The 13,051-nt window shown below is 64.9% G+C and carries 12 protein-coding genes; 4 read left to right on the top strand and 8 right to left on the bottom strand.

What is annotated here, in order from left to right; translation table 11 throughout:
• Positions 1-80: 80 nt before the first annotated feature.
• The 3 genes from VQ045_RS06570 to VQ045_RS06560 are packed head-to-tail and all read right to left on the bottom strand — an operon-like array spanning position 81 to position 2,261.
• Entirely contained in the window at positions 81-1,154 is a 1,074-nt protein-coding gene (locus VQ045_RS06570) for a DUF3618 domain-containing protein (protein ID WP_331829521.1), read from the bottom strand.
• Positions 1,151-1,546 (bottom strand): phage holin family protein, encoded by a 396-nt coding sequence (locus VQ045_RS06565; protein ID WP_327625085.1) that lies wholly within the window; start codon positions 1,544-1,546, stop codon positions 1,151-1,153. Before VQ045_RS06565 ends, VQ045_RS06570 begins: the two co-directional genes overlap by 4 nt.
• Positions 1,536-2,261: a hypothetical protein gene (locus VQ045_RS06560; protein WP_331829520.1), complete on the bottom strand. Its 726-nt coding sequence runs from the start codon at positions 2,259-2,261 to the stop codon at positions 1,536-1,538. The genes VQ045_RS06565 and VQ045_RS06560 overlap by 11 nt, the downstream gene beginning before the upstream one ends.
• Positions 2,262-2,697: 436 nt before the next feature.
• Here VQ045_RS06560 and VQ045_RS06555 point away from each other — a divergent pair, with 436 nt between their 5' ends.
• Positions 2,698-3,396, top strand: a complete 699-nt coding sequence (locus VQ045_RS06555) for a CBS domain-containing protein (protein ID WP_327625082.1) — start codon at positions 2,698-2,700, stop codon at positions 3,394-3,396.
• 98 nt (positions 3,397-3,494) lie between these two features.
• On the opposite strand, the gene VQ045_RS06550 is transcribed toward VQ045_RS06555, so the two are convergent.
• Together VQ045_RS06550 and rpoZ are read right to left on the bottom strand one after the other, a co-directional pair.
• On the bottom strand, positions 3,495-5,714 hold the full coding sequence (locus tag VQ045_RS06550) for a RelA/SpoT family protein (RefSeq protein WP_327625080.1): 2,220 nt from the start codon (positions 5,712-5,714) through the stop codon (positions 3,495-3,497).
• 109 nt (positions 5,715-5,823) lie between these two features.
• On the bottom strand, positions 5,824-6,234 hold the full coding sequence (rpoZ, locus tag VQ045_RS06545) for a DNA-directed RNA polymerase subunit omega (protein ID WP_331829519.1): 411 nt from the start codon (positions 6,232-6,234) through the stop codon (positions 5,824-5,826).
• A gap of 256 nt (positions 6,235-6,490) precedes the next feature.
• On the opposite strand from rpoZ, the gene VQ045_RS06540 reads away from it, so the two are divergent.
• Positions 6,491-7,087, top strand: coding sequence for a LabA-like NYN domain-containing protein (locus VQ045_RS06540; RefSeq protein ID WP_327625076.1), 597 nt, complete (start codon positions 6,491-6,493; stop codon positions 7,085-7,087).
• Between the two features lie 35 nt (positions 7,088-7,122).
• The gene (locus VQ045_RS06535; protein WP_331829518.1) at positions 7,123-7,776 is read left to right on the top strand and encodes a uracil-DNA glycosylase; all 654 of its coding nucleotides are present in this window, start codon (positions 7,123-7,125) and stop codon (positions 7,774-7,776) included.
• 37 nt (positions 7,777-7,813) lie between these two features.
• Here VQ045_RS06535 and VQ045_RS06530 read toward each other — a convergent pair whose 3' ends face one another.
• The 3 genes from VQ045_RS06530 to dapA all read right to left on the bottom strand — a co-directional run bounded on the left by VQ045_RS06530 (position 7,814) and on the right by dapA (position 9,830).
• Positions 7,814-8,374 carry a peroxiredoxin gene (locus tag VQ045_RS06530; protein ID WP_331829517.1) on the bottom strand — a complete coding sequence of 187 codons (561 nt, stop codon included), beginning with the start codon at positions 8,372-8,374 and terminating at the stop codon, positions 7,814-7,816.
• A 12-nt stretch (positions 8,375-8,386) separates the two neighbouring features.
• Positions 8,387-8,860 (bottom strand): SsrA-binding protein SmpB, encoded by a 474-nt coding sequence (smpB, locus tag VQ045_RS06525; RefSeq protein ID WP_327625073.1) that lies wholly within the window; start codon positions 8,858-8,860, stop codon positions 8,387-8,389.
• A gap of 88 nt (positions 8,861-8,948) precedes the next feature.
• Positions 8,949-9,830 carry a 4-hydroxy-tetrahydrodipicolinate synthase gene (gene dapA, locus VQ045_RS06520; protein ID WP_331829538.1) on the bottom strand — a complete coding sequence of 294 codons (882 nt, stop codon included), beginning with the start codon at positions 9,828-9,830 and terminating at the stop codon, positions 8,949-8,951.
• 326 nt (positions 9,831-10,156) lie between these two features.
• Here dapA and VQ045_RS06515 point away from each other — a divergent pair, with 326 nt between their 5' ends.
• Positions 10,157-12,337, top strand: coding sequence for a lytic transglycosylase domain-containing protein (locus VQ045_RS06515; protein WP_331829516.1), 2,181 nt, complete (start codon positions 10,157-10,159; stop codon positions 12,335-12,337).
• The last annotated feature ends 714 nt before the right edge of the window (positions 12,338-13,051 follow it).

Here is a 13,051-nt window from a genome sequence, read left to right as displayed (position 1 = left end):
GCACAAGACGCGACCGGCCACGTCGCAAGGACGTGGCCGGTATCGGCATCAGCAGCCTTCTTGGCAGCCCGATATAGCGATCAGGACAGGCCTTCCTTCTTCGCTTCGCTCTTGGCTGCGTCAGCCGCGGCCTTGGCGATGCCGGAGGCTTTCTCGGCCAACGTCTCACCGCCAGCGCCGCCTTTCGGCATCAGGCCCTTCTTGTCGGCCTCATTGCTGGCAGCCTCGTAGGCCTTCTCCGCGACATGTCCGGCACGCTCGACCGTGTCCTGGCCGTAGGCATAGGCCTCGTCCCGCATTTTGTCGCGGGCCGAGCCCATCAGCTCGTCCTCTCGGCGTGTCGAGGGAAGCGCAGCACCCACTGCAGCGCCGAGCGCAAGGGCAACGCCGCCCATGATCAGCGGCTCCTCGTAGAGCGTATCGAGGAAGGTGCGCCGCGCGCTGCGACCGGCACGGTAGATGCCGCGACCTGCTTCGCGGGCGCGCCGGGCCGCGGCTTCCTCAGCCCTCCAGGCGGCCTCGGACGCATCATGGCCAAGCCGAGCGGCCGTATCGCGAGCCGAACTGGCGGCATCGGAGATAGACGAGCCGGCGCGGCTCGCGGCATCGGAGACGCTTGCGCCCGCGCTGGACGCCGCCGCTTTGGCCTTATCCGTCATGCCCGGACCGTCCGATCCACTGGTGCCACTGCCTCCTACGGATGGCCGCGAAGCTCCCCCGGTAACCGGATAGGGATTCGGTCGAGGCGAGCCCGATGACGTCCCCCGCGACAATGGCTCCGACGTGCCCGCACGGTAGCCGCCGGCCGGCTGCGAACCGCCCGAAAATGCCCCGTCGAAGCGTTCGTCGTAGTCTCGGTCGTCGCGCCATTGATCGTAGCGCCCCTTCAAATGGCGACCCTCGGCTCGGGCACTATCACCGGTAAACAGCCAGGCGATGCCAGCGCCGATCAGGCCAAGGGCCAGCGGATTGTCGCGCACCTGGCGCCCCAAATTCCGCGCCATGTCGGAACCCTGTCCTTCCTTCAGATAGCTCGACACCTCGTCGACGATCTGGCCGACCGAGAATCGGTCGCGCAATTCGTCGAGGGTCGAATCCACCCGCGAGCGGTGGCTTTCGGCTTCGTGTTCCAATCGATCGGTATCGTTGCTCATCGGGTCTGCTCCTTCACGAGCTGGCCATCCTTGCGCAGCTGGCGGGCCGTGCGGTCAGGCGTAAGATTAGCGGGGCTGAGGTCATTCCGCCCCTTGAAGAGTAGCGCCACGCCGATACCGGCGATGACCACGCCAACGAGCAGCGCGGCCCAGGCATCGCCCATGAACGAGCCGAGCGCGACGATGAGGGCTTGCGCGAGGACGAAGAGCGCCACGAGCAGGCAAATCGCCCCGGCTGCGATCGAGCCGCCACCGATTTCCACCTGGGTGATCTTGTCGGATATTTCCGAGCGGATCAGCTCTCCCTCGGTCTTGAAGAGATCGGTGGTTTCGCGCAGCAGATCCGACAGCAGTTCAGGCACGGACCGGTTGTCTCTGGGTTCAACGGCCATGATTGCCTCCGCTGGTGTTGGTGGATGTCGTGCCGGACGGCGTCCGGGTCTGCGTGCCGCCGAGCGGTGCGGTGCTGGAAGAGACGCCGGCCGAAGACGAGGCCGTCACGCCGGAAGCTCCGACCGACGCGGCGGAGGCGGACGGTGACGGGCGCGCGCCCATTGTACCGGCCGGACGTACAGCGGTGGGAACCGGCCGCCCGACCGGACCCCGGTCGTTCGCGCCGCGATCGTCGTCATGCTCATGTTCGCTGGAGGCCCGGGCAAACCGTCCCAGAGCGACCCCAGCTAAAGCGGCGCCAACCAGAAAAGCCGTCGGCTGACGTCGGGCAAAGCCGGCGACAGAGCGGGTGAGATCCTGGACACTACGCCCATGCAGGGAGCGCGACGCATCCTCAAGACCGGAGGCGACTTCGCGGACGACCTTCGCGGCCATCGACTGATCGCGATCGCCGAGTTCGTCGGAGGCCTTGCGCACGGCGGCGGCGAAATCGTCCATGCTCCCGGCCACGGCTTCCTTGCCTTGGTCGGCGCTCTCGCTCGCCCGCTGCTTGGCTTTCTCGGCAAGGTCGGACGCCTCGTCGCGAATACTTTGGCCGGCTTTCGCTGCCTCGTCCCGCACCGATCGCGTCTCCCGATCGATCGCGTCCGCTGCGCGGTTCTTGTCGTCTTCTGCCTTGGCGGGTAGCGACGGTTTGTTGATATCGGATGTCATTGGGAGATCCTTATGCAAGCCCGAGGAGGGAGAGGATGACGAGGACCACGACGATCAACCCGACAAGATAGATGATGCTGTTCATGACAACGGTGTTTCCTTCCTGAGGGGCGGCCGCGAAGGCGGCGTCAAGCCTTTACGTGCCCGTGTTCCAGTCATGTGGCGATAAGCTTGATAACCACGTTTCGGTTCCATGATCCGTGGCTGGCTTCGGAAATCCGACATGTCTGGCCCCTCCCCACATCCCCGCTTCGTCGCCGAGGCGGAATCGGGCGCGTGGATGCCTGGTTTGATCCAGGACAACTCAAGCGCTGGCGCCGGTCGCTATATTGACGGTGCTTCGTTCATCCCGATGCTTCTCGCCGAAGAATAGGCGGCGCGTCCACGGGATCGGCGAAAAGCGCAGCCGATGACGAGAAGGATGGAGAGCTTGCCCATGCTGACGGCGAAGGACGTCATGACCGCCAAGGTATTCACCGTGGCGCCTGACGATACGGTCCGCAACGTCGCGACCCTACTGACCGACCATGGCGTGAGCGCCCTTCCCGTGGTCGATGGGGACAAACTGGTCGGCATCGTCAGCGAGGGTGATCTCATGCGCCGCGAGGAGCTCGGCACCGCCGCCCGCCCGCGTTCCTGGTGGCTGAACATCTTCACCGACTCAGCGGCAACGGCCGCCGACTACACCAAGGCGCATGCCAGACATGTCGTAGCCGTGATGACGAAAAACGTCATCACGGTCGAGGAAGACACGCCGCTGGCGGAGGTTGCCGATCTTTTGGAAAAACGGCGCATCAAGCGGGTTCCGGTCGTTCACGAAGGCAAGCTCGTCGGAATCGTCAGTCGCGCCAATTTGATCCGGGCATTGGCGACGGCGCGCGACAGCCAGCTCGCCGCCACCGCGGCCGGCGACAGCGGCATACGCGAGGAAATTCTGGAGAAACTGCGCCAACAGCCCTGGGCTTCAGTCGGCGCCTGGGATGTCACCGTCACCGACGGAACCGTCGCCTTCTGGGGTCGATACCGAACCGAGGAAGAGCAGGAGGCCTCGCGCGTTCTGGCTGAAAACACCCCGGGTGTCCGCTCGGTCGAGGACCATCGCATCCCGATCGAGGTCTATTACGGCGCCATCTAGCGCGCGCCAACCGACCGGAACGGACCGCAGCGTGAGCGCAGCGTAGCATCATCCAGCGCCTGGTCGACTTCGAAGCCGCCTGGAAGAATGTCCCGGCGTCACCCGTTGACGCGCACGACCTCGGACACGCAGGGCTTGCCGCGAAGCTGGTTCAGCGTCTGATTGAGGTGGTTGAGATCCCAAACCTCCAACTCGATGACCATCTTGGTGAAATCGGGCGCCGTCGTCACCATCGACAGATTGTGGATATTGGCGTCGTTGGCCGCGACCGTCTCGGCGATCTCGGCGAGTGAGCCAGGCTCGTTGATGGCGGAGATCATGATCCGGGCGGGAAAACGTTCGTTCAGCGCCTCGTCGATGTCCCATCTGACATCCACCCAACGGTCCAACTGGTCATCATAGTCCATCAGGGCCGGCGACTGGATCGGATAGATGGTGATACCCTTGCCGGGCTCGATGATGCCGACGATACGGTCGCCCGGCACCGCACCGTCAGGTCCGAAATGCACTGGCATGTCGTCACGCGCGCCGCGGATCGGGATAGCGTTCCGGTCCTTCTTCTGCTTCGTCTTCGAACGCCCCGGCATGCGGAAGATCATGCCGGCGGCGGTTCTGAGGTTGAACCAGCCCTCCTCTTCCCGACGCGGCGAGCGTCTGGTCACGCGGCTGTCCTGAAAGTCCGGGAAAACCGCCTTGAGGACATCGGAGGAGTTCAGTTCGCCTCGGCCCACCGCGGCGAGCGCGTCCTCGATCTCGCGCTGGCCGAGCTTACCGAGCAGCGGCTTCAGGATATCGCGGCTGAACGTTTTGCCCGACCGGGCGAAGGTCCGCTCGAGGATCTGCTGGCCGAGACCGGAATATTGCCGGCGGATCGAGATTCGGGCCGCCCGCCGGATCGCCGAGCGCGCCTTGCCCGTCACCGCGACGTTCTCCCAGGCCTGCGGCGGCGTCGCGGCCTTTGACCGGATGATCTCGACCTCGTCGCCATTGGCGAGTTCGGTGACCACCGGCATGATCCGCCCATCGATCTTGCAGCCGACGCAGGTATCGCCGACGTCCGTATGGACGGCATAGGCGAAATCGATGGGGGTGGCGCCGCGCGGCAATGCGATCAGCCGCCCCTTCGGCGTGAAGCAGAACACCTGGTCCTGGAAGAGCTCGAGCTTGGTGTGCTCCAGGAACTCCTCCGGATTGTCGCCCTCGGCGAGCAACTGGATCGTCCGTCGCAGCCAGCCATAGGCGTTCGAATCCTTCGATAGATGCACCTTGGCGTCACCATCCTCGCCGAGATCCTTGTAGAGCGAGTGGGCCGCTACACCGAATTCCGCGATCTCGTGCATCAAGGATGTGCGGATCTGCAGCTCGACACGCTGACGCGACGGCCCGACGATGGTGGTGTGAATCGAGCGGTAGTCGTTTTGCTTCGGCGTCGAGATGTAGTCCTTGAAACGACCGGGCACCATCGGCCAGGTCCGATGCACGATGCCGAGCGTGCGGTAGCAATCCTCTTCCGTGGGCACGACCACGCGGAAACCGAAAATGTCGGAGAGCTGCTCGAGCGACAGCGCCTTTCGCTGCATTTTCGAGAACACCGAATAGGGCTTTTTCTGCCGGCCGGTGACGGTCGCCTCGATGCCGCTGTCCTTCAGGCGCGCGGTCAGGTCCTGTTCGATGCTGGCGATGCGCTCTGCGTGCCGATCCCGCAATTCGTCCAGCCGCGCGGTAATGGTCTCATAGGCTTCGAGATTGACGTGTTTGAACGCGAGGTTTTCCAGTTCCTCGCGCATGTCCTGCATGCCCATGCGCCCGGCCAGCGGCGCATAGATGTCCATCGTCTCCTGGGCGATCCGGGCCCGCTTGTCCGCCGCCATGTGACCGAGGGTGCGCATGTTGTGCAGGCGGTCGGCGAGCTTGACGAGCAAGACGCGTATGTCGTCGGCGATGGCGAGCAGCAGCTTGCGCAGGTTCTCGGCCTGCTCCGCCTTTTTCGAGACGAGGTCGAGCCGCTTCAGCTTGGTCAGGCCTTCGACGAGCTGGCCGATCTTCGGTCCGAAGAGCTGGTCGATCTCCTTGCGGGTCGCGTCCGTGTCCTCGATCGTGTCGTGCAGCAGCGCCACCGCGACCGTCGCCTCGTCGAGGTGCATCTCGGTCAGGATCGCGGCGACCTCGAGCGGATGCGAGAAGTACGGATCGCCGCTGGCGCGCGTCTGCGCGCCATGCTTCTGCATGGCGTAGACATAGGCGCGGTTGAGGAGCGCTTCATCGACATCGGGCTTGTAGGCCGCGACTTTCTCGACGAGTTCATATTGTCGCATCATTTGGCTACGGCGACGATCCTAATGTGAAAAGGACGCCTCCCCGATCGGGAAGGCGTCCTTCAATATAGGACTGTTCCGGGCGCCGCCGAAAGTGCGGCGCAAACAAAACTCAATAATCGTCTGTCCGCTCCGGCGGGACGAGCCCCTCGATCCCGGCGAGAAGCTGTTCTTCCGACATGTGATCGAAGGAGACCTGATCGTCGCCCTCCTGCGCGCCGGTCGCCTGCGCTGCCGCCGGCTGGCCGGCAATGCCGCGCGGCTCCGGTGTCGGTGCCGGCTCGGGCTCGTCCACCTCGACGTGCTTTTGCAGCGAGTGAATCAGATCTTCCTTGAGATCGCCGGGCGACAAGGTCTCGTCTGCGATCTCGCGCAGTGCGACGACGGGGTTCTTGTCATTGTCGCGATCGATGGTGATCGACTGCCCCTGCGAGATCTGGCGCGCCCGGTGGCTGGCGAGCAGAACCAGCTCGAAGCGGTTCTCGACCTTATCGACGCAATCCTCTACGGTGACGCGGGCCATGCCTGTCTCCTGGCTGTACGAATTCGATGAGATTAAGCGGCTCGCATAGACCGTTTGCCGTCGCGGGACAAGGGCTTATGGAGATGCGGTCGCGGTTTTCCGAATCTGACAATGCCCGTTGTGCTGCCAGGACGCGCCGATTATGGTCGCGCGAAATTCGCCAAACACCTCGATAACCGTCGATTGCGCCCCTGGGCCACGACGACCCGAACAATTGCCATCACCGATTTGAGCGCTACCGAAAGCTGCATTACCGATGTTCGACCAACGTGAAAAAATCGCCCTCCTCATCGACGGCGCCAATCTCTACGCCGCTTCCAGAAGCCTCGGCTTCGATATCGATTACAAGAAGATGCTGGTCAGCTTCCAGAAGCGCGGCTACCTCTTGCGCGCCTACTATTATACAGCCCTGATCGAGGACAGCGAATATTCGTCGATCCGGCCGCTGATCGACTGGCTCGACTACAACGGCTACCGCGTCGTGACCAAACCGGCCAAGGAGTTCACCGACGCGGCGGGACGGCGCAAGATCAAGGGCAATATGGACATCGAGCTGGCGGTCGATGCCATGGAGCTGGCCGATACGGTCGATCACTTCGTGCTGTTTTCCGGCGACGGCGATTTCCGCTCCCTGGTCGAGGCGCTGCAGCGCAAGGGCCGCAAGGTCTCGGTGGTCTCCAGCCTGACCACCTCCCCACCGATGATCTCGGACGATCTGCGCCGGCAGGCCGACCATTTCATCGATCTGGCGAGCCTCCGGGCGGAAATCGGCCGCAACCCGGCCGAGCGCGAAAACCGGATATCCCGTCGCACCGAGGTCGACGAAGCCGACGCTTCCGACGAGGACTATTGAGCTGGCCGCTCGCCCTCGCTAGAGAGCCCGTCGCAATGTCCACCCTTCCATCGGAACCGGCGCGCGATTGTCCGCTCTGCCCGCGGCTGGTCGCCTTCCGCCACGAATTGCGCGCGAGCGAGCCCTCCTGGCACAACGCGCCGGTGAAAACGCTGCTGCCCGCTTCCGGCGCCAAGCCCGTTCGCCTGCTCGTTGTCGGATTGGCGCCGGGGGTGCGCGGCGCCAACCGCACCGGGCGCCCGTTTACCGGCGACTATGCCGGCGACCTGCTCTACGCGACGCTGTCGCGCTTCGGCTTCGCCAACGACCAGTTCGCCGCCCGCACCGACGACGGGCTTGAGCTGTTTGGGACGGCGATCACCAACGCCGTCCGCTGCGTCCCGCCGCAGAACAAGCCGGTCGGCGCGGAGATCAACCACTGCCGCCCGTTCCTGACCGCGACCATCGCCGACTTTCCCGAACTTCGCGCCATCGTGACCCTCGGCAAGATCGCGCACGAATCGACGGTTCGCGCGCTCGGCGGCCGTCTGGCGAGCGCGCCATTCAGCCACGGGGGCGAGCGCCAGCTCGGCGGAAGCCAGCTATTTTCGAGCTATCACTGCTCGCGCTACAACACCAACACGCGCCGCCTGACCGAGGACATGTTCGTCGCCGTGTTCCAAAGGGTGCGGGATTATCTGGATGGTTGAGGGCAACGCCGGGATAGCATCTGTTCGTCGGTGACTGTCAGCGTCCGACGGAAAGATACGCGATCACGTCCGCGGCGTTCCGGTCGGGCGGGAACACCGGATAGAAAACCTTCGCGATTCGCCCCTCGTCGATGATCAGCGTGGTCCGCTTGAGGTAGACGCGCCCGCCAAGTTCGAAGGCCGGGAGTCGCAGCGCGCGGCGAAAGGTACCCTCTTCGTCCGACAACAGCGCGAAGGGCAGATGCAGGCGCTCGGCGGCTTCCCGCTGGTCGTCGGACGATTGGCCGGACAGGCCGAACACGGCATCGACGCCAAGGGAGCGCAATTCGGCGAAATGGTCCCGAAACGCGCAGCTCTGTGGCGTGCAGCCCCGCGCGCCGGGCATCTCGTTCCAGCCTTGCGGCAAGTCGATGCCGGGCTTGCCCGTCATCGGATAGACATAGAGAACGAGGCGACCGCCGATCGCCGACAGATCGATCGTCCGGCCATCGGTCGCTTCGAGCGCCACCGACGCAAGCGCCATGCCGGCAAGATGCTCCGCCGCCCCGTCGTCGGCGGGTGGGGTCAGGTCGTCAGGAAGCAGCGCGAAATCATCCATGGGGAACCCGCCCTACCCTTCCTTCAAGATCCGTTGCTTTTGCCGGTTCCAGTCGCGCTCCTTGATGGTCTGGCGCTTGTCCGGCGCGTTCTTGCCCTTGGCGACAGCGAGTTGAAGCTTGGCCACCCCGCGATCGTTGAAGTAGATTCGCAGCGGCACCAGCGTCATGCCATCCTTTTGCACCGCGCCGGCGAGCCGGTTGAGCTCGGCGCGATGCACCAGCACCTTGCGACGCCGTTTCGGCTCGTGATTGAAGCGGTTGGCCTGGAGGTATTCGGGCAGGTTGGAGTTGATCAGCCACAACTCGCCGCCTTCTTCGGTGGCATAGGACTCGGCGATCGACGCCCGGCCGGCGCGCAGCGACTTCACTTCCGTACCAGTCAGCGCCAAGCCGGCCTCGAGCGTATCCAGAATCTCGTAATTGTAGCGGGCCTTGCGGTTTTCCGCCGCGACATTCGAGCCCGTCGTCTTTTTCTTCTTGGCCATCAACCACCTCGCGCGCGCGCGATGCGCGCGCCCCTCACACGGCCGATATAGTCACGGGAACGCCACGGCGCGACGGACGGCGGAAAATTCAGTTCAAGATCCCGGCATGGCGAAGGGCGGCATCGATGGCCTCTCCGGTCGCCGTGTCCACAGGCACGAGCGGCGATCGGAGCCGGTTATCGACCTTGCCGAGCTTCGACAGCGCGTATTTCACTCCCGTCGGATTCGGCTCGAGGAAGAGCGCCTTGTGCAGCGGCATCAGCCTGTCCTGCAAGGCAAGAGCGGCCGCGTAATCGCCCGCTTGGCACGCCGCCTGGAAGTCGGCGCACAGGCGCGGCGCGACATTGGCCGTCACCGAGATGCAGCCGTGCCCGCCATGGGCATTGAAGCCGAGCGCGGTCGAATCCTCGCCGGAGAGTTGGATGAACTCCGTGCCGCAGGTGATGCGCTGTTCGGAGACGCGGTCGACCTTTGCCGTCGCATCCTTGACCCCGACGATGTTGGAACAGTCCGCCGCCAGCCGGCCCATCGTCTCCGGCGTCATGTCGATGACCGAGCGGCCGGGAATGTTGTAGATGAGGATCGGCAGGGACACCGCCTCGGCAACGGCCGAAAAATGCGCGTAGAGTCCCTTCTGGTTCGGCTTGTTGTAATAGGGCGTGACGACCAGCAGACCATCGGCGCCAGCCTTTTCGGCGAATTGCGCCAGGTCGATCGACTCGGCAGTGTTGTTCGACCCCGCTCCGGCGATGACCGGAACCCGGCGGTTCGTCACCTCGATGCAGATTTCGACCACACGCTTGTGTTCGTCGTGGCTCAGCGTCGGGCTCTCGCCGGTCGTGCCGACCGGCACGAGGCCGTTCGAGCCTTCCGCGATCTGCCAGTCGACGAACGCGCCGAACGCCGCTTCGTCGAGCGAGCCGTCCGCGGCAAAAGGCGTGATCAGCGCCGGCATCGAACCCTTGAACATACTTTCCGTCACTCCCACAATTTTCCCTCGGCGCTGGCGTGGTATCGGCACAGCCCGCCGATGTCAGTCCCCTGCCTCGTCCGGACAAGAGCGAGCGACCGCAATCCCGCCCCAGAGCGGTGCTACAAACGCGGCACCATATTGAAGCGCCGACAGCGAAACAAGCCGATCCGGGGGCGGCCTGCAAGAGCGTCTCGACCTTGCCTCGGTAACCGCGCTTTAATCGTGTCCGTGAGAGATTTGCAATCCAATCCGGCCAGCCGACGAGCCGCCGGAACCGGATTGGGCGCCGAACCATTGGCGCCGAGGACTCCAAAAGGTTGGCCATGACGGCAAAGCTTTCCACCCGACGAATTTTGATCAGCGTTCTGGCCGTCTCGATGCTGCCGGTATCGAGCTTCGCCGACGAGGCGATCCTGCCACTGACGGGTCCCAAGCCGACGATGCGCCCGATGGAGCGCGCCGCAGGCATCGCCATCGATCCGGCCCGTTTCGGCGGTGCCGTTCGCGCTCCGATGCCGAATCCGGTTCTGCGGTCGGCGGCCGCTCCGGCGATTCCCGTTGCCGCCGGCGCCTTCACCGCGTCGATCGCGGCAATGCCCCGGATCGCTTCGGTTCGGCCCATGCAGGGCGAACTGAAGGACGGTCTCCAGGCGCTGTCCGACCGCGACCCGGTCAAGGCACGGGCGATTCGCGAGGGTATGATGCCGGGCTCCCTGGACAGGGACATTCTGGCCTGGGCGATCGCCCTTCAAGGTGGCAAGGACGTCCCCGCAGTCGAGATCGCCCGCACGGCGACCGATCTCGCCGATTGGCCCGGCATGGTCACGCTTCGCATCAACAGCGAAAAGGCGCTCTATCGCGAGCGGCTGCCGGCTGGCGACGTGATCCGCGCTTTCGCCGGTGGCCAGCCGGAAAGCCCCGAGGGCGCCATGGCCTTGGCCAGAGCCTATATCGCCGCCGGTGACGCGGGCCGAGCGAGGGCTCTTGTCGCGACGGTCTGGCGCGAGGAGCGGCTCGACAAGGACATCGAACGCGCGCTGCTGGCCGACTTCCAGACGCTGCTGTCGCGCGCCGACCACAAATATCGCATGGACAAGCTGCTCTATGGCGACCGTGTGACCGACGCGGGCCGTGTCGCGGGACTCGCCGGCGCCAAGGAGCTCTACGCCGCTCGCGCCGCCGTGGTCCGCGGCGACGGGAATGCGGGAAAGCTGCTGGCCGCGGTTCCGAACGCCCAGCGCGGCGATTCGGGCTATCGTTTCGCGCTGGTCGAATACAATCGCAAGAAAGGCAAGATCGACGAGGCGGCCGATCTTCTCGTGGGAGCGCCACGCGATTCCGCCTCGTTGGTCGATCCGGATGCCTGGTGGAACGAGCGGCGCATCGTCGCCCGCGACCTCCTCGATCTCGGCCAGCCGAAACTCGCCTATCGGGTGGCAAGCAGTCATTCCGCCGAGAGCCCCAGCGAGGCGGTCGAGGCCGAATTCCACGCCGGCTGGATCGCGCTCAGGTTCTTGAACGATCCGCGCACGGCATCCCAGCATTTCGCGCGCATCGCGCAATTGTCGAACAAGCCGTTGTCGCTCTCGCGCGGCTATTACTGGCTGGGTCGCGCCGCGGAGGCGGGCGCCGGAGGCAACGCGGCAAACCATTACGCCACAGCAGCACGCTACGGCTCCACCTATTATGGTCAGCTTGCCGCCGCCCGGCTCGGACGGCAACCGGCGGCCATTGCATTCCCGCGCCCGAGCGACGCCGATCGCCGCCGCTTCGAGCAGCGCCGTGCCGTGCGGGCCATCCAGCGGCTGCAGCAGATCGGATCGGACTGGCGGACCGACAGTCTCTATCGCGCGCTCGCCGGCGAACTCGACAGCCCCGGCGAACTCGCACTGCTGTCGGTCATGGCCGAACGACGCGGCGACCACGCCCTGGTTCTCCAGGTCGGTAAACTCGCCAATCGGGGCGGCGTTGACGCGCCGGCCCTGGCCTTTCCGATCGGTGTTATCCCGGCAAGCGCCAACATTTCGTCCGCCGGCAAGGCCCTGGCCTACGCCATCGCCCGCCAGGAGAGCGCGTTCAATCCAAAGGCACGCTCGCCCGCCGGCGCGCTTGGCCTGTTGCAGCTGATGCCGGGAACGGCCAAGAGCGTCGCGCGCAAGGCCGGTCTACCCTATTCCCCCGAGCGGCTGACCAGCGACCCGGGTTACAACGCCACGCTCGGCGCGCGTTTCCTTGGCGAGCAGATCGCCGATTTCGGCGGCTCCTATGTCCTCACCTTCGTCGCCTACAATGCCGGGCCACGGCGGGCACGCGAGTGGATCGAGCGCTTCGGCGATCCCCGCGGCAAGTCCTTGGACGCGGTAATCGACTGGGTCGAGCGCATCCCCTTCACCGAGACGCGGAACTACGTCCAGCGCATCATCGAGAACTATCAGGTCTACAAGATGCGGCTCGGCGCGAGCGTCGACGTCGAACGCGATCTGCGTTTCGGGCGGACCGGTTGATCCTGGCTCCAGGGACCCGTTGCATCAGTGACGGGTCCCACGGCGCCGGCTGTCTCTGATCGCCTGCGAACTCCCGCGCCAGCTTGCTCCCCCATCGCGCCCGACCGGTTCCGGCAAAGCCGACCGTTTGCGCGATCCAGCGCGATTCGGATGCGCCCCAGCCGGTAATCTGATCGAAATGACAGCTGCCGTGCTCCAGCAGCGATCGCTCGACTGCCGGTCTCCGGTTTCTACACCGCACCTTTCGTGGAAGCAGCACCGTCTCTCGCCAAAGGCTTGGCCGGCATGGCCCTCGCGACTCGGCAACATACCCTGCCCGCTTGAGCAGCAGGCGAACGGAATTTCGGTTTTCTATCTTTTGGCTTGAGAGGAGACGTGGTTGCGGAGGGATCGACGTCCTCACGCCCGGAGTGCCCTGGCTCCGTCATCCCCGTATCGGCGCTGTCTCAGTCTGGCTGCCCTGTCTCGCGAGACCATCGCCCGGCCGGGCCTTGCCCGCGGCAATGGCACCGAACCCCAGCGCTCCCGTCACAAGGAGGAGAAGCTTCCTGACGAGAACCGATGGGTTTGGCGCTCCGCGCAGGCGGCATAGCCATTCCATAGTCTAGCAGCCGCGGTTCGCCCGGCAACAGGTCCGGCGGAGGCATCTATCCGCGCAAAAATCGACACAAAAAAGAGCCCGGCGCGAACGCCGGGCTCCCTTATCTGCAATGC

This window comes from Aurantimonas sp. E1-2-R+4, assembly GCF_036549515.1.
Taxonomy (GTDB): domain Bacteria; phylum Pseudomonadota; class Alphaproteobacteria; order Rhizobiales; family Rhizobiaceae; genus Aurantimonas; species Aurantimonas coralicida_A.
Note: the sequence above shows the minus strand (reverse complement) of the source record. Positions and strands in the feature narration are given on the sequence as shown.

Coding starts and splice junctions, on each gene's coding strand:
- smpB (WP_327625073.1), bottom strand. CDS start 8,860: ATGGCCAAGAAGAAAAAGACGACGGGCTCGAATGTCGCGGCGGAAAAC.
- VQ045_RS06555 (WP_327625082.1), top strand. CDS start 2,698: ATGCTGACGGCGAAGGACGTCATGACCGCCAAGGTATTCACCGTGGCG.
- VQ045_RS06540 (WP_327625076.1), top strand. CDS start 6,491: ATGTTCGACCAACGTGAAAAAATCGCCCTCCTCATCGACGGCGCCAAT.
- VQ045_RS06550 (WP_327625080.1), bottom strand. CDS start 5,714: ATGATGCGACAATATGAACTCGTCGAGAAAGTCGCGGCCTACAAGCCC.
- VQ045_RS06565 (WP_327625085.1), bottom strand. CDS start 1,546: ATGGCCGTTGAACCCAGAGACAACCGGTCCGTGCCTGAACTGCTGTCG.
- dapA (WP_331829538.1), bottom strand. CDS start 9,830: ATGTTCAAGGGTTCGATGCCGGCGCTGATCACGCCTTTTGCCGCGGAC.
- VQ045_RS06560 (WP_331829520.1), bottom strand. CDS start 2,261: ATGACATCCGATATCAACAAACCGTCGCTACCCGCCAAGGCAGAAGAC.
- VQ045_RS06570 (WP_331829521.1), bottom strand. CDS start 1,154: ATGAGCAACGATACCGATCGATTGGAACACGAAGCCGAAAGCCACCGC.
- VQ045_RS06530 (WP_331829517.1), bottom strand. CDS start 8,374: ATGGATGATTTCGCGCTGCTTCCTGACGACCTGACCCCACCCGCCGAC.
- VQ045_RS06515 (WP_331829516.1), top strand. CDS start 10,157: ATGACGGCAAAGCTTTCCACCCGACGAATTTTGATCAGCGTTCTGGCC.
- VQ045_RS06535 (WP_331829518.1), top strand. CDS start 7,123: ATGTCCACCCTTCCATCGGAACCGGCGCGCGATTGTCCGCTCTGCCCG.
- rpoZ (WP_331829519.1), bottom strand. CDS start 6,234: ATGGCCCGCGTCACCGTAGAGGATTGCGTCGATAAGGTCGAGAACCGC.